Source organism: Catenulispora pinistramenti (assembly GCF_018274385.1).
In the GTDB taxonomy this organism is placed as follows: domain Bacteria; phylum Actinomycetota; class Actinomycetes; order Streptomycetales; family Catenulisporaceae; genus Catenulispora; species Catenulispora pinistramenti.
The window spans coordinates 1-21,633 of record NZ_JAAFYZ010000191.1 but is presented as its reverse complement, the minus strand read 5'-3'; the positions used below and the strand labels follow the sequence as shown (position 1 = coordinate 21,633).

Annotated in this window: 16 protein-coding genes and 1 pseudogene; 9 read left to right on the top strand and 8 right to left on the bottom strand. The window is 69.4% G+C overall.

The window, feature by feature from the left end; all coding sequences use genetic code 11:
* Nucleotides 1-7: 7 nt before the first annotated feature.
* A complete protein-coding gene (locus tag KGQ19_RS37105) occupies nt 8-1,204 on the bottom strand; it encodes an ROK family transcriptional regulator (protein WP_212018108.1) in 1,197 nt (398 codons plus the stop codon).
* 287 nt (nt 1,205-1,491) lie between these two features.
* Between KGQ19_RS37105 and KGQ19_RS37100 the strand changes: the two are divergent.
* The 4 genes and pseudogenes from KGQ19_RS37100 to KGQ19_RS37085 form a co-directional block, all read left to right on the top strand.
* Nucleotides 1,492-2,466 (top strand): annotated as a pseudogene (locus KGQ19_RS37100) (chitinase); the annotation flags it as partial.
* A 208-nt stretch (nt 2,467-2,674) separates the two neighbouring features.
* Nucleotides 2,675-3,835 carry a sensor histidine kinase gene (locus tag KGQ19_RS37095; RefSeq protein WP_212018104.1) on the top strand — a complete coding sequence of 387 codons (1,161 nt, stop codon included), beginning with the start codon at nt 2,675-2,677 and terminating at the stop codon, nt 3,833-3,835.
* Nucleotides 3,832-4,539, top strand: coding sequence for a response regulator (locus tag KGQ19_RS37090; protein WP_212018102.1), 708 nt, complete (start codon nt 3,832-3,834; stop codon nt 4,537-4,539). The genes KGQ19_RS37095 and KGQ19_RS37090 overlap by 4 nt, the downstream gene beginning before the upstream one ends.
* A gap of 125 nt (nt 4,540-4,664) precedes the next feature.
* Nucleotides 4,665-7,025, top strand: a complete 2,361-nt coding sequence (locus KGQ19_RS37085; RefSeq protein WP_212018100.1) for an amino acid permease — start codon at nt 4,665-4,667, stop codon at nt 7,023-7,025.
* A 328-nt stretch (nt 7,026-7,353) separates the two neighbouring features.
* Here KGQ19_RS37085 and KGQ19_RS37080 read toward each other — a convergent pair whose 3' ends face one another.
* The 7 genes from KGQ19_RS37080 to KGQ19_RS37050 all read right to left on the bottom strand — a co-directional run bounded on the left by KGQ19_RS37080 (nt 7,354) and on the right by KGQ19_RS37050 (nt 15,988).
* Entirely contained in the window at nt 7,354-7,965 is a 612-nt protein-coding gene (locus KGQ19_RS37080; RefSeq protein WP_212018098.1) for a class I SAM-dependent methyltransferase, read from the bottom strand.
* Entirely contained in the window at nt 7,965-8,378 is a 414-nt protein-coding gene (gene trxA / locus KGQ19_RS37075) for a thioredoxin (protein ID WP_212018095.1), read from the bottom strand. The genes KGQ19_RS37080 and trxA overlap by 1 nt, the downstream gene beginning before the upstream one ends.
* 250 nt (nt 8,379-8,628) lie before the next feature.
* Complete coding sequence (locus tag KGQ19_RS37070; RefSeq protein ID WP_212018094.1) at nt 8,629-10,809, bottom strand: MGH1-like glycoside hydrolase domain-containing protein; 2,181 nt, start codon at nt 10,807-10,809, stop codon at nt 8,629-8,631.
* Between the two features lie 2 nt (nt 10,810-10,811).
* Nucleotides 10,812-12,881, bottom strand: coding sequence for a beta-galactosidase (locus KGQ19_RS37065; protein ID WP_212018092.1), 2,070 nt, complete (start codon nt 12,879-12,881; stop codon nt 10,812-10,814).
* On the bottom strand, nt 12,878-13,708 hold the full coding sequence (locus KGQ19_RS37060) for a carbohydrate ABC transporter permease (protein WP_212018090.1): 831 nt from the start codon (nt 13,706-13,708) through the stop codon (nt 12,878-12,880). Before KGQ19_RS37060 ends, KGQ19_RS37065 begins: the two co-directional genes overlap by 4 nt.
* On the bottom strand, nt 13,705-14,661 hold the full coding sequence (locus KGQ19_RS37055; protein WP_230420016.1) for a carbohydrate ABC transporter permease: 957 nt from the start codon (nt 14,659-14,661) through the stop codon (nt 13,705-13,707). Before KGQ19_RS37055 ends, KGQ19_RS37060 begins: the two co-directional genes overlap by 4 nt.
* 4 nt (nt 14,662-14,665) lie before the next feature.
* The gene (locus KGQ19_RS37050; RefSeq protein ID WP_212018112.1) at nt 14,666-15,988 is read right to left on the bottom strand and encodes an ABC transporter substrate-binding protein; all 1,323 of its coding nucleotides are present in this window, start codon (nt 15,986-15,988) and stop codon (nt 14,666-14,668) included.
* 122 nt (nt 15,989-16,110) lie between these two features.
* Here KGQ19_RS37050 and gcvPA point away from each other — a divergent pair, with 122 nt between their 5' ends.
* From gcvPA to KGQ19_RS37025, 5 genes are read left to right on the top strand one after another with little or no spacing between them, the layout of a single operon-like run.
* Nucleotides 16,111-17,451, top strand: coding sequence for an aminomethyl-transferring glycine dehydrogenase subunit GcvPA (gene gcvPA, locus KGQ19_RS37045; RefSeq protein ID WP_212018088.1), 1,341 nt, complete (start codon nt 16,111-16,113; stop codon nt 17,449-17,451).
* Entirely contained in the window at nt 17,448-19,019 is a 1,572-nt protein-coding gene (gene gcvPB / locus KGQ19_RS37040) for an aminomethyl-transferring glycine dehydrogenase subunit GcvPB (protein WP_212018086.1), read from the top strand. The genes gcvPA and gcvPB overlap by 4 nt, the downstream gene beginning before the upstream one ends.
* Nucleotides 19,016-20,146, top strand: a complete 1,131-nt coding sequence (locus KGQ19_RS37035) for an ATP-NAD kinase family protein (protein ID WP_212018084.1) — start codon at nt 19,016-19,018, stop codon at nt 20,144-20,146. Before gcvPB ends, KGQ19_RS37035 begins: the two co-directional genes overlap by 4 nt.
* Nucleotides 20,146-20,892: an SDR family NAD(P)-dependent oxidoreductase gene (locus tag KGQ19_RS37030; protein ID WP_212018082.1), complete on the top strand. Its 747-nt coding sequence runs from the start codon at nt 20,146-20,148 to the stop codon at nt 20,890-20,892. Before KGQ19_RS37035 ends, KGQ19_RS37030 begins: the two co-directional genes overlap by 1 nt.
* A gap of 27 nt (nt 20,893-20,919) precedes the next feature.
* Nucleotides 20,920-21,609 carry a GntR family transcriptional regulator gene (locus tag KGQ19_RS37025; protein WP_307856621.1) on the top strand — a complete coding sequence of 230 codons (690 nt, stop codon included), beginning with the start codon at nt 20,920-20,922 and terminating at the stop codon, nt 21,607-21,609.
* The last annotated feature ends 24 nt before the right edge of the window (nt 21,610-21,633 follow it).

Here is a 21,633-nt window from a genome sequence, read left to right as displayed (position 1 = left end):
CCCCCAATCACCGCCCCCCAATCACCTCCTCCACCGCCACCGAAGCAGCCACCGCAGCCGCGCCGGTCAGCACCGCACTGTCGCCGAGTGCTGACACCTCCAGGCGTGGCGGATAGGGCAGCCGCTTCTGTAACCGCAGTGCGACGCGCTCCAGCAGTAGGTCGCCGTTCAGGCCGATGCCGCCGCCGAGGATGACCAGTTCCACGTCGGCGACTGCGGCCAGTACGCCGATGTAGGCGGTGATGCGGCGTGCCACCTCCTCGACGATGTCGATGGCTCGGGGGTGGCCGGCTCGGGCGCGGTCGAAGATCAGCTCGGTGGTCAGTGTGGTGGCGGCGCCTGGTGTTCTGCGGCTGGGGGAGTCGCCGAGCAGTTGCGGGGCGAATGGTTCGGCGAACTCCACGATCGAGGCGGCGCACGGGTCGTTGGCGGCGAAGCCTTCGGCGTCGAAGGCGCTGTCCAGTTCGCCTGCGGCGCCGGAGTGGCCGCGGTGCAGGTGTCCGTGCAGTACCAATCCCGCGCCGACCCCTGTGCCCACCGACAAGAAGGCGAAGCTTTCCGCTGCGGCGCCGGTGCCGTGCGTGTTCTCGCCGAGCGCCGCTAGGTCGATGTCGTTCTCCACGGTGAACGGCACGCCGACTGCTGCCTCGAGCTCCGTGGCGATCGCGAAGCCGTTCAGCGCCGGGATGTTCAATGCCTGCCAGACGCGGCCGGTGTGCCGGTCCACGACCCCCGGGACGCCTGCCACCGCGTGCCGTACCGTCGCCGCGTTGATTCCGGCCGCGGCGACCAGTTCCCGCGCTAGTTCGGCGGCGGCCGCGACCATGAGTGGGGCGTCCATGCCCTGCACGTCCACATCCCGGCGGGCCGCGATCGCCGCGCCCGGCCCGGCCAGCACGCCGCGCAGCCGGTGCGCGCCCAGGTCCAGGGCCAGGGCGTGCACGCCGTCCGGTTTGGGGCCGAAGAACACCGCGCCGTGCGAGGGGTCGCGGGCTGAGTCGGGGGACTGTGTCACCAGGCCGGTGGCCAGGAGTTCCTCCAGCAGTACCGACACCGTCGGCTTGGAGATCCCGGTCAGCCGCGCGATCTCGGCGCGGGAGATCGGGTGCCCGCCCTCGATCACCGACCACACGGTGCGGATGTTCATCTCCCGGAGCGTGGCGGCTGTGACACCGGTGGTCGGGCGCGCTGCGGGGATGTTCATGCACGCAGAGTACGGCGTATGCGCGGTCTGGTCGTTCGCGGGGCATCGCCGGGTATCGGCGGGTATTGACGCGGCCGGTGCCGGGTTCTACTGTCGCGGAGCGTGCGTTAGTAAGGTTTCCTAACGTTTCTCCGCGAGGATCCACACAAGGAGATCTCATCCCCATGAGCCAAGCCTCCGCACCACGCCCCGCCGAAGCCCGCCCCAGTCGCGCGGACCGCCGCAAGCGCCTCGTAGCCGTGGCAACCGCGGCCGCCGGCACCACTGCGCTCGGCGTGGGCCTCGCCATGGTCGCCCCCGCCGCGCAGGCCGCGCCCGCGAGCGCCCCGCACGCTGCCCTCCCAACCCACATCTTCGCGCCCTACTTCGAGGCCTATTCCTCGGACAACCCGGCGACAGTGGCGCAGAACTCGGGCGCGAAGTACCTCTCCATGGCGTTCATCCAGACCAACAAGTCCGGCTCGTGCAGCGTGTACTGGAACGGCTCGACGAGCCAGGCGATCGGCTCCACCTTCGCCTCGCCGATCGCCACGATCCGCGCGGCCGGCGGCGACGTCATCCCCTCCTTCGGCGGCTACACCGCGGACACCACCAACACCGAGATCGCCGACAGTTGTACCAACGTCACCTCGATCGCCTCGGCCATCGAGAACGTCATCACCAAGTACGACCTGCACCGCGTCGACTTCGACATCGAGCAGAACTCGCTGACCAACACGGCCGGCATCGACCGCCGCAACAAGGCGCTCAAGCAGGTCGAGGCCTGGGCCTCGGCGGCCGGCCGGTCGCTCCAGGTCTCCTACACCCTTCCGACCAACACCGACGGCCTGGACTCCGGCGGCAAGAGCGTGATCAGCAACGCCAAGTCCAACGGCACCCGGGTCGATGTGGTCAACATCATGACCTTCGACTACTACACCGGCGGCTCGCACGAGATGGCGCAGGCCACCGAGACCGCCGGCGCCGGTCTGGAGGGCTACCTGAAGTCGCTCTACCCGACCAAGACCAGCGCGCAGCTGTGGGCGATGGTCGGGGTCACCGAGATGCCCGGCATCGACGACTACGGCAAGGCCGAGACCTTCACCGAGGCCGACGCCGCGACCGTGCTGAGCTGGGCCAAGGCCAAGGGCGTCAACGAGATCTCGATGTGGGCCTCGGAGCGGGACAACGGCGGCTGCCCCGGGACCGGCGGCAGCGACACCTGCTCGGGCATCTCGCAGTCCGCGTGGTACTTCAGCAAGAAGTGGGATTCGTTCACCGGCTGAGCGCCGAGAGCGCCGAGAGCGGCAAGTACCGGATATCCCAGTCTCAGCGGCTGGGATATCCGCTTTCCGGACGCCAGTCCTCGATCGCCTCCGACCGGAGCACATGATCGCGCCAATCTTAGGCGCGCAATATGCTGCACTACCAGAACCCGGCGATTTTCAGCCCCGGGAAGACGTGCGGCGAGCTGGGAGTGTGGGAGAACCGATGCCGGAGTTCGGACGGCGGTGGCGCGGGCTGGCCGCCGCGCTCATCGTCCCGCCGCTGCTCACGGTCTTCCTGACGGCCTACACCGAGCAGCTGGGGCTGAGCAACCAGGTGCTCATCTACCTGGTGGCGCTGGTGGCCGTCTCGCTGCTGTGCGGGATGGTGCCGGCGCTGGTGGCCGCGGTGTGGACCACGGTGCTGCTGGACTACTACTTCATCTCCCCGGTGCACGCCTTCCGGATCGCGGTGGCCAGCGACGTGATCACGTTGTCCGCGTTCGTGATCGTCGCGGTCACGGTGGCCTCGGTGGTCGAGTACTCCGGCAAGCAGTTTCTGCGGGCCACGCAGGCCGCCGCGGAGGCCCAGCAGTTGGAGGCCGTGGACCGCATGCGCACCGCGCTGCTCACCGCGGTGTCCCACGATCTGCGGGCTCCGCTGGCCGCGGCCCGGGCCTCCGTCGACACCCTGCGTGATCCCCGCTTCGAGTTGTCCGAGACCGACCGCGGCGATCTGCTCGGCGCCGCGGACTCCTCGCTCGGCCGCCTCTCGCGGCTCGTGGAGGACCTGCTGGACATGTCGCGGCTGCAGACCGGCGCGCTCCAGCCGCGGCTGGAGCCGGTCGCGGCGGGCGAGGTGATCCCGCGGGCGGTGGACGACGTCCCGGCGGCCGAGGGCCGCATCACCGTGGCCCCGATCCCCGCCGCCGTGCCGCCGGCCCTGGCCGACGGCGCGCTGCTGGAGCGGGTGCTGGCCAACCTGGTCGGCAACGCCGCCAAGCACACGACCTCGGGGATCGAGGTGACCGCGGTCCTGAGCACGGGCTTGACTGGGGGCTTGAGTACTGGCCTGAGCGCGGACCCGACCGAATCGGCCGGCGGGAACACTGCCGGTGAAAGAGGCGCAAGAGTGGAGATCCGTGTGATCGACCACGGCCCCGGCATCCCGGCTGCCGACCGGGACCGGGTGTTCCGGCCCTTCCAGCGCCTCGGGGACCGCGACAACACCGCCGGCGTCGGCCTGGGCCTGGCGCTGGCCCGCGGCCTCACCGAGGCGATGGGCGGCGAGCTGTGGCCGGAGGACACCCCCGGCGGCGGGCTGACGATGGTGGTGGCGATCCCGGCCCGGTCCAGGGCCGGGACGGTGAAGGGGGCGGCCCGGTGAAGAGCCTGCTGATCGTCGACGACGAGGCCCAGCTGCTGCTGGCGTTGCGCATCAACCTGTCGGCCCGCGGCTATGACGTGACGGTCGCCGCCGACGGGGCCGAGGCCCTGGCCGCCGCCAGCCGCAGACTCCCGGACCTGGTGGTGCTGGACCTCGGGCTGCCGGACGTGGACGGCGTCCAGATCATCAACGGCCTGCGCGCCTGGTCCACGGTGCCGATCCTGGTGTTGTCCGGCCGTACCGAGCCCTGGGACAAGGTGGAGGCGCTGGACGCCGGCGCCGACGACTTCGTCACCAAGCCGTTCTCCACCGACGAGCTCGCCGCCCGAGTCAGATCCCTGATCCGGCGCTCGGAGCCGGAGAACGCGACCGGGCCACAGATCGCGGTCGGCAACTACGTCGTCGATCTCGCGGCCCGCACTGTGAAGCGTGCGCCCGGGGCACCGCAGGACGTGTCGGAAGCCGTGCGGTTGACCCGTACCGAGTGGGCGGTCCTGGAGATCCTGCTGCGCCATCCCGGCCGCCTGGTCTCCAGCAAGCAGCTGTTGGCCCACGTGTGGGGGACGGAGCACGAGCCGGAGGGCAGCTACCTCCGCTTCTACCTCGCCCGGCTGCGCCAGAAGCTGGAGCCGGAGCCCTCGAATCCGCGCCAGCTGCTCACCGAACCGGGGATGGGGTACCGCTTCCAGCCGCGCCAGGCCTGACGTGCGGGGCATGAGTGGTTCGTGAGTGTTTCCAGGTGACCATCACGGGATCCGTGAGCAATCCATGAGTAATATTCCACTGAGATCTAGTGCGCTCGGGGCGGCCCGCCTCTAGCATCGCGGTCGTGCCTAGTGCTCTGGGGATTGCCAAACGGGTCGTGGTCGGCCGGCCGATGCACAGCGAATTGCTCGGCGAGACCTTGCTCCCGAAGAAGATCGCGCTGCCGGTCTTCGCGTCCGACGCCCTGTCCTCGGTGGCCTACGCCACCGAGGAGATCCTGCTGGTGCTGTCGGCCGGCGGCTTGGCGCTGCTGCACTTCACGTGGTGGATCGCGTTGGCGGTCGGGCTGCTGATGCTGGTGGTCGTCGCCTCGTATCGGCAGAACGTCCACGCCTATCCGTCCGGCGGCGGCGACTACGAGGTCGCGACCACCAATCTCGGCCCGAAGGTCGGGCTGACGGTCGCCAGCGCCTTGATGGTCGACTACATCCTCACCGTCGCGGTGTCGGTCTCCTCCGGCGTGGCCAACCTGGCCTCGGCCATCCCGGCGCTGAACTCGCACGTCGTGCTGATCGCGGTGGTCGTCATCGTGGTCATCACCCTGCTGAACCTGCGCGGGGTCCGCGAGTCCGGCACGGCGTTCGCGGTGCCGACCTACTGCTTCGTCGGCGCGGTCGGCGTGATGATCGTGACCGGGCTGGTCCGGATCGCGTTCGGCCACGGCCTGCACGCCGAGAGCGAGCACTACAAGATCATCAACACCACCCACTACAACGGGGTGCTGCTGATCTTCCTGTTGCTGCGGGCGTTCGCCTCCGGCTGCACCGCGCTCACCGGCGTCGAGGCGATCAGCAACGGGGTCCCGGCCTTCAAGCCGCCCAAGAGCAAGAACGCCGCCACCACGCTGGCGCTGCTCGGCGGGATCGCGGTGGCGATGTTCGCCGGGGTCACCGCGCTGGCCCTGGCCGGCCACGTGCACGCCGCCGACGCCGCGAACCTGTCCGGGCTGCCGGCCGGGCAGCAGCCGCGCACGGTCATCGCCCAGGTGGCGCGCTCGGTGTTCGGCGGGTCCTCGCCGTTCTTCTTCATCCTGCAGTTCGTCACGGCCCTGATCCTGGTGCTGGCCGCGAACACCGCCTTCAACGGCTTCCCGGTGCTCGGCTCGATCCTGGCCAAGGACGGCTACCTGCCCCGGCAGCTGCACACCCGCGGCGACCGGCTGGCCTTCTCCAACGGCATCATCGTGCTGGCCGGGTTCGCCACCTTGCTGGTGGTGGCGTTCAACGCCTCGCCGACCCGGCTGATCCAGCTGTACATCGTCGGGGTGTTCGTGTCCTTCGTCTGTTCGCAGACCGGCATGATCCGGCACTGGAACCGATTGCTGCGGGACACCGCCGACGCCGCCGAACGCCGCCGCATGATGCGCTCGCGGGTGATCAACGCCGTCGGCGCCGGCGTGACGGCCGCGGTGCTGGTGATCGTGCTGGTCACCAAGTTCGCCAAGGGCGCGTGGATCGTCGTGCTGGCGATGCCGTGCATCTGGCTGGTGATGCGGGCCATCAACCGGCACTACGCGGCCGTGGCGCGGGAACTGGAGCCGCCGGAGGACGGCGCGTTCAGCCTGCCGGCCAACAACCACGCGGTGGTGCTGGTGTCCAAGCTGCACATGCCGACCCTGCGGGCGCTCGGCTACGCCAGCGCCACCCGGCCCAGCAGCCTGGAAGCCGTGACGGTGAACCTGGACGACGCCGAAGTGGCGGTCCTGAAAGCCGAATGGGAGCGGCGCGCGATCCCGGTACCGCTCACGGTCATCGCCTCGCCCTATCGCGAGATCACCCGGCCGATCATCGAGTACGTCAAACGGGTACGCACCGAGAACCCGGACGACGTGGTGACCGTCTACATCCCGCAGTACGTGCTCGGCCACTGGTGGGAGCAGGTGCTGCACAACCAGTCCGCGCTGCGGCTGAAGAGCCGGCTGCTGTTCCAGCGGCGGGTCGTGGTCGCGGCGGTGCCCTATCAGCTGGAGTCGGCCTCCGCGCGGATCGCGGCGGCGAAGGCCCAGGCCGCGTACCACGGCGCCGCGATGGTGAAGCCGGCGCCGAAGCCGAAGGTGCCCAAGCAGCGCACCACCCGGCTGCAGACGCTGACATTGGAGAACACTGAGTTGGAAGCCAGGGAGTTGACTGAAGAGGTTTCGCCTTGTGGCGCCACGCCGATCGCGGATTGTCCGGACCGGGAGCGGGTCGTGGTGTCCGGGACGCTGCGGACCGTGCGGCTGCGGCCGCGGGCCGGGGTGCCGGTGCTGGAGGCGGACTTGTGGGACGGCACCGGGTCGGTGACCGTGAGCTGGCTCGGGCGGCGGGAGATCCCGGGGATCGCCCCGGGGCGGCGGATCGTGGTGCGCGGGCGGATCACGACGGTCGGCGGACAGCGGGCTGTGTACAACCCGATCTACGAGCTGCGGCCCGGGGCGGCTGACTGAGCGGGGCCTGTTGGTTGAGCGGCGCTGTGGGGCTGTGAGTTGAGCGGCGCTGTTGGTTGAGCGGCGCTGTGAGTTGAGCGGCGCTGTTGGTTGAGCCTGGGGCTGTTGGTTCAGCGGATCCGCGACCCGCTGACCCGGCCCGCGTTTGAGTCCGTGGTCAGCGGTTAACCGGCAGCGCGTGGCGAGTGATACAGCACACTGCGAATGTCCCGCGTCTGCCGGACCAGCACCCTTGGCCAACTCAGCCGGAGTCGGCCCGCCGCCTCGCCGTGCCTCGCCCGGTCCGCCCCGGCGGCCGGGGTCCGGGCGCGGGTCCAGCCGATAAACCTCAACCGGCCCGCGCCACGACCAGGGTGTCGATCGCCGGCTGCGGCGCGCGGTCGGTCTGGCGGTGGACGCGTTCGGCACGGGCTACTGTCAGGCTCTTGACTTGCTTCAAGGTCTCGGTGACGAGGCCCGGGGTGTAGAGGATGTCAGGGTTCTGCGGCCCGCCCACGCCGTCGGCGATGTTGGTGACGTCATGCCCGACGACGACCAGGGTGCCGCCGGGCGCCAGGGCCTTCGCGGCGTTGCGCAGGACCGTGTCCAGGTCTTCGGCGGGCAGGTGGAGGTAGGCGATGACGACCGCGTCGTAGGCGCGTTCCTCGGGCTGGTGGTCGAGGACGTCGGCGTGGATCCAGCGCACGTCCAGGCCGTGCTCCTCGGCCTGCTCGCGGCCCCGGGCCAGCGCGTTCTCGGCGAAATCAACGGCTGTGGCCCGCCAACCGAGGTCGGCGAGCCACAGAGCGTTGCGTCCCTCGCCGGCGGCCAGGTCCAACGCCCGGCCGGCCGGCAGCGGACCGAGGACCTCGGCCACGAAGCGGTTCGGCGCCCATCCCCACACGGACTGGGCCTCGCCGTAGCGCTTCTCCCACAGCTCGCGGTCCTCGGCCCGGGCCATCAGACGGCGGCGTTCGCGGCGGTCTGGGCCGGCGACTCGGCGACGCCCTCAGCCTCGGCGCGCTCGGCCAGCGCCTTGCGCACCTCGTCCATGTCCAGCGCACGGGCCTGCGAGATCAGGTCCTGCAGCGCCGACTCCGGCAGCGCACCCGGGTGCTGGTACAGCGTGACGCCGTCCCGCACGATCATCAGCGTGGGAATCGACCGGATGTCGAAAGCCGCCGCCAGCTCCTGCTCGGCCTCGGTGTCGACCTTCCCGAACACGATGTCCTCGTGCTCGCCGGCGGCCTTCTGGTACACCGGCGCGAACGCCCGACAGGGGCCACACCACTCGGCCCAGAAGTCGACAAGCGTGATGCCCTCGCCCGCGACGGTCTCGGCGAAGGTGTCCTTGGTAAGTTCCACGACGGCCACAGCCGTTGCCTCCTCGCTGCTCCACGGGGGTCTCGTTCGGATACCCCACAGGGTACAAACGGCCGAGGCCGGGGCGGTATTCCGCTGGGCCGCCGGAGGGACGGGCGCGACCAGCTCGTGACAAGGAAGGTGAGGGCACCGTGGACGAGGAGCGGCGGCATAGTAGGCCCGCCCGAAAACCCCGAGCCGCGGGCCCCGGCTGCCAACCGGGACCCGCGGCTCACTCAGCGGCCTTCTTTAATACCGCGACTCAGTGCTGGTGATCCAGCTCCAACAACAGCGAAGCGGACCAGCTGAACCCGCGCGAGTTCATCGCGCCGCCGGTCGCCGAGTCGTAGTTCTCCGCCAGCGGGCCGTTGCCCGTCAGGCCTTCGGCATTGGCGCGCAGCTTGTTCGTCAGGGCCGTCGCGTCGGCGGTGTAGCCGTAGCGGCGCAGGCCTTCGAGAGCGAAGTAGGCCTGGTCCATCCAGACCGCGCCGCGCCAGTAGCCCTTCGGGTCGTAGTACGGCGAGCTGGCCGCGACCGTGGGGAAGGGGAGCTGCGTGTCGAACTCGGTGGGCGACATCAGCTTCTGCTGGACCGCTGCCGCCTGCGACGGGGTGGCGATGCCGGCCCACAGCGGGATGGCGCCCTCGATGCCCCGGCCGCGTGCGGTCAGCGGTTGGCCGGTGGTGAGGGAGGCGTCGTAGAACCAGCCGGTGGCCGGGTCGTACATCTTCTGCTGCACGGCCTTGGCCACTGAGGCCTGCTCCGAGCGGTAGTGCGCCGCGTCGGTGTGGTGCCCGAGCAGCGACGCCATCTGGGCCAGGACGCCGTCCTCGGCCGCCAGGTAGGAGTTCAGGTCCACCGACTCCTGCGTCAGCGAGTAGCCGACCACCTTCCCGGCGCTGTCCGTGTTGTCCACCACGCCGGCGCCGAGGGTGGCGTCGAAGCGGGGCGCGTCGTCCATGCCGCTCTCCCACGCCGCGGCCTGACGCTTGTCCTCGGCCGTGACGTTCTGCGGGTCCACCGTCGCGCCGTACTCGGCCAGCCCGTCGTTGTTGTGGTCGCGGTTGCGGTACCACCAGTCGTGGTACGCCACCAGCTTCGGATACATCTCCCGCAGGAAGTCGACGTCCCCGTTGCGCTGGAACACCGACCACACCGCCCAGGCGGCCAGCGGCGGCTTGGAGTTGCGCTCGTTCCAGTTGCCGCCGCCTTGTGCCGGATCGTTGTAGAAGATGCAGTCCGGGATCATGCCCGCGTCCTGCGGCCGTCCCTGGGGGTTGGCCGCGGTCACCTGGTAGTCGAACATCGATTGGATCTGTGATTCGGCCAGCGACGGGTCGAACACCGCCGTCCCGACCGCCTGCTTCCACGTGTCCCAGGCCCAGAACCCGCTGAACCACTTGTTGGAGATGGACGGCGTCACCCCGTCGTGCAGCACCGACCCGGCCGCGCTGCGCCAGTTCGTCGTCAGCGTCTCCACCGACTTCACCGCCGAGGCCTGCTGCGAGGCCGGAACGCCGCGCACCGCCGCCGCCACGTACCCGCGCCAGCGCCGCTCGTCAGCCGCGACGACCGAGGAGGGCGCGTGCAGCGTCTTCGCGATCACCGGCTGCTCGGCCGCGTAGTCGGCACCGGTGAAGGTGTAGGACTCGGTCCAGGTCAGCGCCTGCTGCCCGTGCGGGCTCAGGCGCAGCGGCGCCTTCAGCGAGGTGGTGTACGCATCGCCGCTCACCGACGTCGTCACCGGCTCGGCGTGCGTGACCTGGAACTTCTCGGTCCCGTCGGTCAGGTAGTCCCAGGTCTGCCGCACCTTCGCGAAGCCCACCGAGATCCCGGTCGACGTCGCGTGCAGCGACGGTGCGCTCTTCTCCGGCTCGGTGTCGGGACGCAGCAGCGAACCGGTCCAGCCGGCCGAGACGCTCCGGTGCCGCCCGGTGGTGTTGGAGACGAACGCCTGCACCAACGAGGTCCGGTTGCTCGCGTACCGCAGCTGCATCACCACATGCAGCCCGTCCACATCAAAGCTCTGCTGCAACATCCCCGGCAGCGAAGTGAACACCGGGGACGTCGCCGAAGCCAGGTCGATCGGCTTGCCGTTCTCCGACAAGGTCAGATGGCTGATTCCCTTGCTCAGCCACCACGGATACTCCTGCGCGATGTACAAGGGCCCGGTGAAGGCGCCGTACGAAGCGGTGTCCCCGACCTTCGGAAGCGCATAGGCGTGCCAGGCCCCCTGGTCGGCGAACACGCCGATCGGGTTGACGTCGGTCGCCGGATCGCCGGGCAGCGCCACACTCGGCACGCCTTGCAGATCCAGCACATCGGCGAAGGACGCGGACGGATGGTGCGCCGGCGACTGCGGCGCGGCCTGCGCCGCCGCCCCCGGCAACACCAGACCCACGCCGAGCGCCAGCGCGGCGAGGGCCCGCAACGGATGGGACATGATCACCTTTCGACCTTCAGGACCACGACAGTCTTCGCGGCCACATGGGTGGGACGACTCCCGGTCAGCAGGTTCACCGCGCCGAACGGCACGGAGGAGCCCAGATCGACCGAGGTGTCGCCGTGATTGAGCAGGAAGTAGTACAGGTGGGACTCCGAACCCCGGCAGACGACCTCCACCCCGGACCACGCGAGCGTCGAGGCCAGCGACGGCCAGACCACCGCCGGGCGCACAGCCTCCCCGAGGACCTTCTCCACGTCCGAGCCCAGATCGCAGCTCACGTACCAGGCCCGGCCGGCCCCGAACTCGTTGCAGGTGACCGCCGGACGCCCCTTGAGCGGCCCCTCGGCGTACTGCGCGACGGTCCGGGCCGTGGTCGTGCCCAGCCACTCGCTCCACCGCCGGGCCGCCGGCTTGGGCGGTAGCTCGTTGTCCGGCTTGCGCGCGGCCTTCGCCGTCTCCTCGTCGGCCGTGAACGAGACCCCGACCGTCTCCCCGTCCGGGATCGGCCACCATTCGTCCACGGCGACCCCCAGCACCTCCTTCAGCGGTCCCGGGTAGCCGCCCCCCGCGGCGTCAGTACCCTGATGGATGTGGTCGAGCTCGTCGACGATCCCGCTGAAGAACCCGACTGCCAGGTACCCTCCGCCGTACACGTAGTCGGTCAGCCGGGCAGCGTCCTGCGTGCTCACCGCGTACAGGTTCGGGACCAGCACCACCTTGTAGCCGGCCAGGTCGGCGTCCGGCGGGACGAAGTCCACGGCGTGGTTCCACCGGTGCAGCACCGAGTACCAGCTCAGGATCTGCTCCTTGAGCCGCACCCGCGCCGAGGGGTGGTCCTCCGCCTCCAGCGCCCACCACGAGTTCCAGTCCAGGACGATGGCGACCGCGCTCTCGATCCGGCTCCCGGCGACCTCGGCCAGCTTGCCCAGGTCCTCGCCGAGCCGGACCGTGTCCCGCCATCCCCGTGAACCGGTCCCGCCGTGGGGGAGCAGTGCGCTGTGGAACTTCTCAGCGCCGGCCCGCGAGGCCCGCCACTGGAAGTGCATGACTCCGTCCGCGCCGCGCGCCACCGTCTGCAACGACCACAGCCGCTTCTGGTCCGGGGTCTTGGGCACGTTGACCGCGCGCCAGCTCACCGCCGACGGCGCCTGCTCCATCAGCAGCCACGGCCGGCCCCCGCCGAGCGAGCGCATCAGGTCGTAGTTCATCGCCGCGAGCACGTGGGCCGACGGATCCGCGGGGTCCGGATACGCGTCGTCGGAGACCAGGTCCTCGTGCGCGGCCCACTTCCAGTAGTCGAGGTCCTTCATCATCGACATGAAGTTGGTCGTGACCGGGACCTGCGGCGTCACCTCCTTCAAGACGGCCCGCTCGGTCAGGAAGCAGGCGAGCAGGGCGTCGGAGCTGAACCGGCGCCAGTCCAACAGCTGCCCCGGGTTCACCGGGCCGGGGGCCCTGCGCGGCGGCTCGATCTGCGAGAAGTCCGAGTACCGCTGCGACCAGAACTCCGTGCCCCAAGCGAAGTTCAGCTGCTCGATGTCCTGGCCGTAGCGCTCCCGGAGCCAGCGCCGGAAGTCCTCGGCGGAGACGTCGCAGAAGCACTCGGTGACGTGGTCGCCGTACTCGTTGTGGATGTGCCACAGCGCCAGCGCCGGGTGCTCGCCGTACCGCTCGGCGATCGCGCGGGCGAGCCGGGTCGCGGCCGCCCTATAGATAGGAGACGAGGGGCAGTAGTGCTGCCGGGAGCCGAACTCCAGGCGCACGCCGTCGGCGGTGACCGGCAGCGTCTCCGGGTACTGACGCACGAACCACGCCGGCGGCGAGGCCGTGGCCGTGGCGAGGTCCACAGCGATCCCGGCGCTGTGGAACAGGTCCATCAGCCGGTCCAGCCACGCGAAGTCCCACTCGTCCTCGGCGGGCTGCAACCGCGCCCAGGAGAACACGCCGACCGTCACCATATTGACGCCGGCGTCCCGCATCAGGTTGGCGTCCTGCTTCCACACCGACTCCGGCCACTGCTCCGGGTTGTAGTCGGCTCCATACAAAAGTCCTTCGACACGTGTGATCATCCCTTTACCGCTCCTCCCAACAGGCCGGACACGAACTGCTTTTGGAAGATAAAGAAGATGAGCATCAGAGGGAGGGTCGCCAGGAAACTTCCAAGGATCAAGCCCGAATAATCCACATGTGTTCCGCCGACCAGTGTGTAGAGCGCGACCGGTGCGGTGTATTTGTCCTGCGAGTCGAGCATCAGCAGCGGCCACAGGAAGGAGTTCCACTGGCTCATGAAGGTGAAGATGGCCAGGGCCCCGAGTTGTGGCTTCACCACAGGAAGCACGATCCGGTAGAAGGTCCGGATGTCACCGGAGCCGTCGATGCGCGCGGACTCGATCAGCTCGTCCGGGAAGTCCAGGAACGCCTGGCGCATCAGGAAGATCCCGAACGAGTTGGCCAGGAACGGCACGATCACCGCCTGGTAGCTGTTCACCCAGCCCAGGTTAGACATCATCTGGAACAGCGGGACCAGCAGCACCTGGAACGGCACCATCATGGTGGTGAGCACCAGGGCCAGCAGCAGCCCGCGGCCCCGGAACCGGTACTTGGCCAGGCCGTAGCCGGCCATCGCCGAGATCAGGCCGCTGATGAGGGTGTAGACCACGGCGATGCCCAGGCTGTTCAGCATCACCCGGCTGAACCCGACCGAGCTCTCCAGGGACTTGATGTTGCTCAGGAAGTGCCCGCCGGGGATGAACGGCGGCGGGGAGTGGAAGAGCTCGTCGTTGCTGTGGGTGGCCGCGACCACCATCCAGTAGAACGGCAGGACACTGATGAACGCGCCGACCGCCAGTGCGAGCAGGACGAGTCCGCGCCGCAGGTGTTGCGGGTTCAGCGTCATCGCCGTCTCCTTTCCGACCTCGCCGTACTCGCCGCCTTGTCGGACTGGCCGAAGAACCGGAATTGGATCACCGACAGCACGCCGATGATAAGCACCACGGCCCAGGCGATCGCGGAGGCGTAGCTGAAGTCCATCTGGTCGAAGCCGACCTTGTAGAGGTAGAGGACCGGGGTCATGGTGGCGTTGTCCGGCCCGCCCTTGGTGAGGACGAAGTTCTCGTCGAACAGTTGGAGCGTGCCGATGGTGGAGGTGATCGAGCAGAACAGGATCACCGGCCGCAGCTGCGGTACCACGATCTTGCGGAAGGTGGTGACGGCGCCGGCGCCGTCGATCGCCGCCGCCTCGTACTGTTCGCGGTGGATGCTCTGCAGCCCGGCCAGCAGGATCACCGCGTTGTAGCCGGTCCAGCGCCAGGTGATGGTGCCGATCAGGGACACCCGGGCCCACACCGGATTGTTCAGCCAGTCCACCGGACTCACCCCGAACCAGCCGAGGGCCTGGTTGACCATGCCGCCGTCGGTCTTGAGCAGCACCCGGAACACCACCGCGTAGGCGACCAGCATCGTCACCGAGGGCAGGAAGAACGCGATGCGCCAGGTGCCCTTGAAGCGCAGCCAGGACTGGTTCAGCACGCAGGCCAGGACCAGCGCGATCCCGATCATCAGCGGGACCTGGAAGATCAGCAGCAGCCCGGTGTTGTACAGCGACTTCCAGAACACCGGGTCGTGCAGCATGCGCCGGTACTGCGCCAGGCCCGCCCAGGTCTGGGTGCCGCCGTCGTCGGTGGTGAAGCTCTGGTACAGGCTGGCGCCGAGGGGATAGGCGAAGAAGACGATGAACAGGGCCGCGGCGGGTCCGGCGAACGCCCAGTGGACGACCCGGAGCCGGGGCCGGGTCCGTCCTTTGACGAACCTGGCCGATCCTCGGTGCGGAGCGGTAGTGGCGGTGGCCATGGCGCTACTGGGCGATCTGCCGGTTGGTCGCGGAGGCGATCTGCTGTGCGGTGGAGTCCAGCGTCGACTTCGGATCCTTGCCGCCCTGCATCACCGCGCTGGTGGCGGTGGTGACCAGGTCGCTGGCCTTGGAGTAGTCGCCGGTGTACTCCACCGGCGCGATGTCCTTGGCCAGGTCGGCGAAGGTCTTGAAGGTGGTCTGGCCGCCGTAGTAGTCCTGCGGGCCGGTGATGTAGGGGTCGGAGAGAGCCGGGACGAAGGCCGGGAAGATGCCCTCGTTCTTCAGCATCGACACCTGGTTGTCCGAGTTCGCCAGCACGAACTGGATGAAGGCCCAGGCCGTCGCCGAGTTCTTGCTCTGCGAGGAGATGTTCAAGAGCGAGCCGCCGTTGTTAGAGGTACGAACACCGCCGGGAGTGAAGGCGGGCAAAGGGATCACGCTGAACTTGCCCTTCAGCTCGGGCATCTCGTCGGTCAGCGTCCCGGACCACCAGACGGCGGTCGGCGCGGTGGCGACGTTGCCGTCCTTGTTCGAGGAGACCAGGGCGTCCCAGCCCTTCTCGTAGTCGACCAGGCCCTTGTCGTTCAGCTCCTTCATGACGGTCATCGCCTTGACGGCGGCCGGGGTGTTGACCGCGATCTTGCCGCCGACGAAGTAGCCCTGGCCCTCCTGCTGGAGCAGCATCGGGAAGGTGCTGTCCCCGGTGGGGTCGACCACCAGCAGCTTCTTACCGGTCCTGGCCTTGATCTGGACGCCGGCCGCGATGTAGTCGTCCCAGGTCTGGATCGAGCCCGGATCGACGCCGGCCTGCTGGAAGATGTCGGTCCGGCAGAAGACGCCGCAGGGGCCGATGTCCCAGGGCAGCGCGTAGACCTTGCCGTTCTCATCGGTCCCGGTGGCCCAGGCGGCGGCGTTGAACTGGCTCTTCAACGGGCCGGCCAGGGTGCTGAGGTCGTAGAAGCCGCTGGGGAAGGTGCCGATGTAGCTCTGCATCTTCTGGCCCTCGACCTGGAGCACGTCCGGCAGCCCGGCGCCGGACTTCAGGCCGATGGTGATCTTGTCGTAGGCGTTGTCGTAGCCGATGTCCACGACGTTCACCTTGACCCCGGGGTGCTGCTGCTCGAAGGCCGGCGCCAGCCGCTTGAGCGCCTTGGCCGCCACGTCCCACGACCAGATCGTGATGGACCCGGTCACCTGGGCCTGGGCGTTGAGGTTCTTCGCCGGCTTCTTCGCACCGCCACCGGTGGCGCAGCCGCCGGTGACCGCGACCGCGAGTGCTCCGATGCCCGCTCGCAGCACCGAACGCCGACTTGTCCGCATTGACATTGACACCGTGCCCTCCCTTGCCGCAATACTGAATGCTGTATACAGCACACTGTATGACGGGCCTTCGTCAAGACCCTTGGCCGATCCCGTCACAACCCCCGAGCGATGAGGCAGGTTCACCTGTGGGCCATCCGTACATCCCGAACAGCGATCCCGAGATCCGAAAGCGCATGCTGGCGGCGGTCGGCGCGGCGAGCGTCGAGGAGTTCTACGCCGACATCCCCGACGCGATCCGGCTGCACCGGCCGCTGGATCTGCCGGCCCCGCTGCGCTCGGAAGCCGAACTGGTCCGGCATATGGACCGGCTCCTGTCCCGCAACAAACCGGCCGAACTGAGCTTCCTGGGCGCCGGCTGCTACCAGCACCACCTGCCGGCGGTGGTCGAGGAGATCGCGAACCGGAGCGAGTTCCTGACCGCTTACGCCGGCGAGCCCTACGAGGACCACGGCCGGTTCCAGGCGTTGTGGGAGTACCAGTCGCTGATGGGCGAACTGCTGGAACTGGACGTGGTCAACGTCCCGACCTACGACGGCTTCCAGGCGGCGGGCACGGCGCTGCGGATGGCCGGCCGGGTCACCGGCCGGCGCCGGCTGCTGGTGGTCGGGCCGGTCGATCCGGACAAGGTGTCGAAGATCGTCGACTTCGTGCGGCCGGACCACGACGTCGAGGTGCTGGACGGGACGCACGACGGCTGGCAGGTCGCCGATCTGGTCGTCGGTGCCGACGTGGCCGCGGTCTACATCGAGGCGCCGAACTACCACGGCGTGCTGGACGCCGCGCTGCCGACGCTGGCCGAGCGGGCGCACGCGGTCGGCGCGCTGTTCGTGGTCGGCTGCAACCCGATCTCGCTGGGGGCGGTCGCCTCACCGGCTTCCTACGGCGCCGACATCGTCTGCGGCGACATCCAGCCGCTGGGGATCCCGATGAGCTTCGGCGGCGGCAACGCCGGATTCATCGCCACCCGGGACGAGGAGCGGCTGGTGCGGGAGTTCCCGTCGCGGCTGTTCGGCGTGGTGCCGACGGTGGTCGAGGGCGAATACGGGTTCGGCGACGTGTTCTACGACCGCACCTCCTTCGCGCTGCGGGAGGAGGGGAAGGAGTGGGTCGGGACCGCCTCCGCCCTCAACGGGATCATGGCCGGTGTCTACCTGGCGTTGATGGGACCGCGCGGGATGCGGGAGATCGGGGAGACGATCCTCGCGCTCACCGCCTACGCGCGGGAGCGGTTGGCGGCGGTGCCTTCGGTCACCGTGCCGAACGCCTCGTCGGTGTCGTTCGCCGACTTCGTGGTGCGGTTCACCGGGTCGCGGACGGCCGCGGAGATCAACACCCTGCTTCTGGAGCGCGGGATCCAGGGCGGCAAGGTGCTGTCCGACACCGACGCGCTGTTCTGCGTGACCGAGGTCCATGCGCGCGAGGACGTCGATCGCCTCGCCGCCGTTCTTGAGGAGATTGCCAAGTGAGCGCGTCGTCGCCGCGTACCCCTGTTCCGGTCGAGGACGCGCGGATCGCGCCGAAGCCCGGGCTGCGTCGCTTTCATCAGGCCCGGTGGGACGAGCCGCTGATCTTCGAGCTGACGAGCCCGGGGGAACGCGGGGTCGGGGTTCCCGTCACCGACCTGCCGGTGCCCGCGTTGCCCGCCGGGCTGGCGCGCGCCGAGGCTCCGCGGCTGCCGGAGATGTCGCAGCCGCACGTGTTGCGGCACTACATGCGGCTGTCGCAGGAGACGCTGGGCGTCGATCTGAACGTCGACGTGGGTCAGGGCACGTGCACGATGAAGTACAGCCCGAAGGTGAACGACTCCTTCGTGCGGGATCCGCGGATCGCTTCGCTGCACCCTTTGCAGGACGAGGGGACGGTGCAGGGGGTGCTGGAGATCCTGTACCGGCTGGAGGGGCTGCTGAAGGAGATATCCGGCATGGACCGGGTGTCTTTGCAGCCGGCGTCGGGATCGTCGGCGATCTATGCGAACGTGTCGATGATCCGCGCCTACCACGCCTCGCGCGGCGAGGGCGAGCTGCGCGATGAGATCATCACGACGCAGTTCTCGCACCCCACGAACGCCGCCGCGCCGAAGACCGCCGGATACCGTGTCATCACCCTGATGCCGGACGCGGACGGGTATCCGGACATCGAGGCACTGCGGGCGGCGGTCGGGCCCCGGACGGCCGCGCTGCTGATCACGAACCCCGAGGACACGGGCATCTTCAACCCGCGCATCGAGGAGTTCGTGCGGCTGGTGCACGAGGTCGGCGGGCTGTGCTGCTACGACCAGGCCAACGCGAACGGGATCCTGGGGATCACGCGGGCCCGCGACGCCGGGTTCGACCTGTGCCACTTCAACCTGCACAAGACGTTCTCGACGCCGCACATGTGCGGCGGGCCGGCCGCCGGGGCCTCGGCGGTGACGTCGGCGCTGGAGCCGTTCCTGCCCCGGCCGACGATCGAGTTCGACGGCTCGCGGTACTACGTGGACGACGACCGGCCGGAGTCGATCGGCAAGATCCGGCCGTTCTACGGCGTGGTGTCGAACCTCGTGCGCGCCTATGCCTGGATTATGGCGCTCGGCGCGCAGGGGCTGCGGGACGTGGCCGAGACCTCGGTGCTGAACAACAACTACCTGATCTCGAAGGTGCTGGAGATCAAGGGCGTGTCGCTGCCCTACGCGCGCGGCCGGCGGCGCGTGGAGCAGGCGCGCTACAGCTGGGAGAAGCTGAACGCGGACACCGGGATCCACTCCGAGCAGATCGGCTACCGCGTGGCCGACTTCGGGACACACTACTGGACCAGCCACCACCCGTACCTGGTGCCGGAGCCGATGACGCTGGAGCCGACGGAGTCGTATTCGCAGGCGGACCTGGACGAGTACGCGAGGATCCTGGCCGAGGTCGCGCGCGAGGCTTATGAGGAGCCTGAGACGGTGCGGACGGCGCCGCACAACGGGCCGATCCACTCGATGCGGGATGCCTCGCTGGAGGATCCGGGGACTTGGGCGGTTACCTGGCGGGCCTATCGGCGGAAGCTCGCGTGAGTTTCACCGTCGGGCTTGTGGTGAACCCGGTCGCCGGTGTCGGCGGCCGGGTCGGTCTCAAGGGCAGCGATGGCGCGGAGGTCCAGGAGCGGGCCTTCGCTCTCGGCGCCGTGCCTCAGGCCGCGGAGCGTGCGTCAGTCGCGCTGGCCGAGCTGCGTGCGCGGCGTCCCGATGTCTCGGTGCTGACCGTGGCCGGGGCGATGGGCGAGGCGGCGGCGCGCGCGGCGGGGATCGTGCCCGAGGTGGTCTTCGCCGCCGCCGATCCGACCTCCGCCGCCGACACCATCGCGGCCGCCCGCTCCTTGGCTCCGCAGGTCGACCTCCTCCTCTTCGCCGGCGGTGACGGCACGGCGCGCGACGTCCTCGAAGCCGTCGGCGACGCGCTCCCGGTCCTCGGCATCCCGACCGGCGTGAAGATGCACTCGGCCGTCTTCGCGGTGAACCCGCGCGCGGCCGGTGAGGTCGCCGCCGACTACTCGCGCCTGCGCGATGCGGAAGTCGTCGATCGCGTGGACGGTTCGCCGCGGCTGTTCGGCCACCTCCGGGTGCCCGACGTTCCGGCGCGCGTCCAGCAGCGCAAGACGGGCAGCTCGGGCGTCACGCCTGATGCGGTCTCGGGCATCGCCGCCGAGCTCGGCTCGCTCGTCGCGCCGGGCGAACTGCTCATCCTCGGTCCCGGCACGACCACGCGCGCCGTCGCCGCGGTCTGGGGCGCCGACGTCCCGGTCCTCGGCGTGAACGTGCTCCAGGACACGAAGCTGCTGGCCGCCGACGTCACCGCCGACCAGCTCCTCAAACTCGTCGCCGAGACCCCGGCGCACATCGCCCTCACCCCCATCGGCGGCCAGGGCTTCCTGCTCGGCCGGGGCAACCAGCAGCTCTCGCCCGAGGTGCTGCGCGCGGTGGGGTTGGAGCGGCTGCACGTGGTGGCGACCGAGGCGAAGGTGGTGGCGCTCGGCGGGCGTCCGCTGCTGGTCGACACCGGTGACGACGCGCTGGACCGGGCGTTTCCGCGGTATGTGCGGGTCGGCACCGGGTGGCGACGTACGATCCTTTATCCCCTGAACCACTCCCCGAGCCATCCTCTGAACCATCCGAACCATCCCTTGAACGAAAGGCAGTCCTGATGATCGACCTGAGCGGAAAGAGCGCGATCGTGACCGGCGGCGCGTCCGGGATCGGGCGGGCGACCGCCGCGGTGCTGGCCGAGCTCGGCGCCGGTGTGGTGATCGCGGACCTCGACGCCGAGCGTGGGGAGGAGGTCGCGAAGGAGGTCGGCGGCGTGTTCGTGCGCTGCGACGTGTCGCGGGCGGCGGACTGTGACGCGGTGGTGGCGGCCGCCGTCGCCGCGCACGGGGGTGTCGACGTGCTGTTCAACAACGCCGGGATCATCCGGCGCTCGACCGTGCTGGACATCGCCGAGGACGACTGGGACCTGGTGATGGCGGTCAACGTGAAGTCGATCCTGCTGATGAGCCGGCGCGTGGTGCCGTTGATGGCGGCGGCCGGTGGCGGGAGCATCGTCAACACCGGGTCGGGGTGGGGGATCAAGGGCGGGGCGAGCGCGATCTCGTACTGCGCGTCGAAGGGGGCCGTGGTGAACATGACGCGGGCCATGGCGATCGACCACGGGCCGCAGAACATCCGGGTGAACTGCGTGTGCCCGGGCGACACGGCGACCGGCATGCTCGCCGACGAGGCGCGGCAACTGGGCGAGACGGTCGACTCCTTCTACGCGGACGCCGCCGACCGGCCGCTGGGCCGGATCGGACAGCCACGGGACATCGCCCAGACCGTCGCCTTCTTGGCCTCGGACGCGGCGGCATTCTTGAGCGGCGCGGTGATTCCCGTAGACGGAGCCGGGACGGCGTGAGTTTTCGCAGCCGGGGTGCGGAACAATGTGCGTGACGAGCAGTGTGAGAAGGGTGACATCGGGATGGCGATCGAGCGGCGACCGCTCCGCGAGCAGATCAAGGACGTGCTCCTCGAACGCCTGGGCCGGGGCGAGTTCAACCCGGACCAGCCGATCAACGAGGTGCACCTGGCCGCCGACCTCGGCGTCAGCCGCACCCCGCTCCGCGAGGCACTGATCGGCCTGGAGCGCGAGGGCATCATCATCAGCGAACGGGGCAAAGGCTTCCGCTTCGCCCCGATGAGCCCCCAGGAGTTCCGCGACCTGACGACCATCGTCGCCACCCTGGAATCCCTGGCCCTGGAGCTGTCACCACCGGAGCACCTCAAACGCATCGCACCGGAGCTGCTGGAGGAGGCGCACGCCTTCTCCGCCCCACAGGCCGAGCTGAGCGTCATCGAACGCTACGACGACGAGTGGCACGACCGACTCCTGTCCGGCTGCCGCAACGACCGGCTGATGGACCTGATCACCACGCTGAAGCTGACGATGCACCGCTACGAACGGGTGGTCGTCGGCGACCGGCAGGTACTGGAGCGCTCGGCGGCGGAGCACGAGAAGATCGCGGAGTGCTTGGTGGGCGCGGATCTGCCGGGGGCGGTGGCGGCGCTGAAGGCTAATTGGGAGAGCGGGATGCATCGGATTTTGGAGAAGTTGGGGGCGCCGGAGGGGGCTTAGGGGGCTTGGCGGCTAGGGCTAGGG

Excerpts from the sequence above, each read along its gene's own strand:
- KGQ19_RS37105 (WP_212018108.1), bottom strand. The coding sequence starts at position 1,204 with ATGAACATCCCCGCAGCGCGCCCGACCACCGGTGTCACAGCCGCCACG.
- KGQ19_RS37095 (WP_212018104.1), top strand. The coding sequence starts at position 2,675 with ATGCCGGAGTTCGGACGGCGGTGGCGCGGGCTGGCCGCCGCGCTCATC.
- KGQ19_RS37080 (WP_212018098.1), bottom strand. The coding sequence starts at position 7,965 with ATGGCCCGGGCCGAGGACCGCGAGCTGTGGGAGAAGCGCTACGGCGAG.
- KGQ19_RS37070 (WP_212018094.1), bottom strand. The coding sequence starts at position 10,809 with ATGTCCCATCCGTTGCGGGCCCTCGCCGCGCTGGCGCTCGGCGTGGGT.
- KGQ19_RS37065 (WP_212018092.1), bottom strand. The coding sequence starts at position 12,881 with ATGATCACACGTGTCGAAGGACTTTTGTATGGAGCCGACTACAACCCG.
- KGQ19_RS37060 (WP_212018090.1), bottom strand. The coding sequence starts at position 13,708 with ATGACGCTGAACCCGCAACACCTGCGGCGCGGACTCGTCCTGCTCGCA.
- KGQ19_RS37055 (WP_230420016.1), bottom strand. The coding sequence starts at position 14,661 with ATGGCCACCGCCACTACCGCTCCGCACCGAGGATCGGCCAGGTTCGTC.
- KGQ19_RS37050 (WP_212018112.1), bottom strand. The coding sequence starts at position 15,988 with ATGTCAATGCGGACAAGTCGGCGTTCGGTGCTGCGAGCGGGCATCGGA.
- KGQ19_RS37030 (WP_212018082.1), top strand. The coding sequence starts at position 20,146 with ATGATCGACCTGAGCGGAAAGAGCGCGATCGTGACCGGCGGCGCGTCC.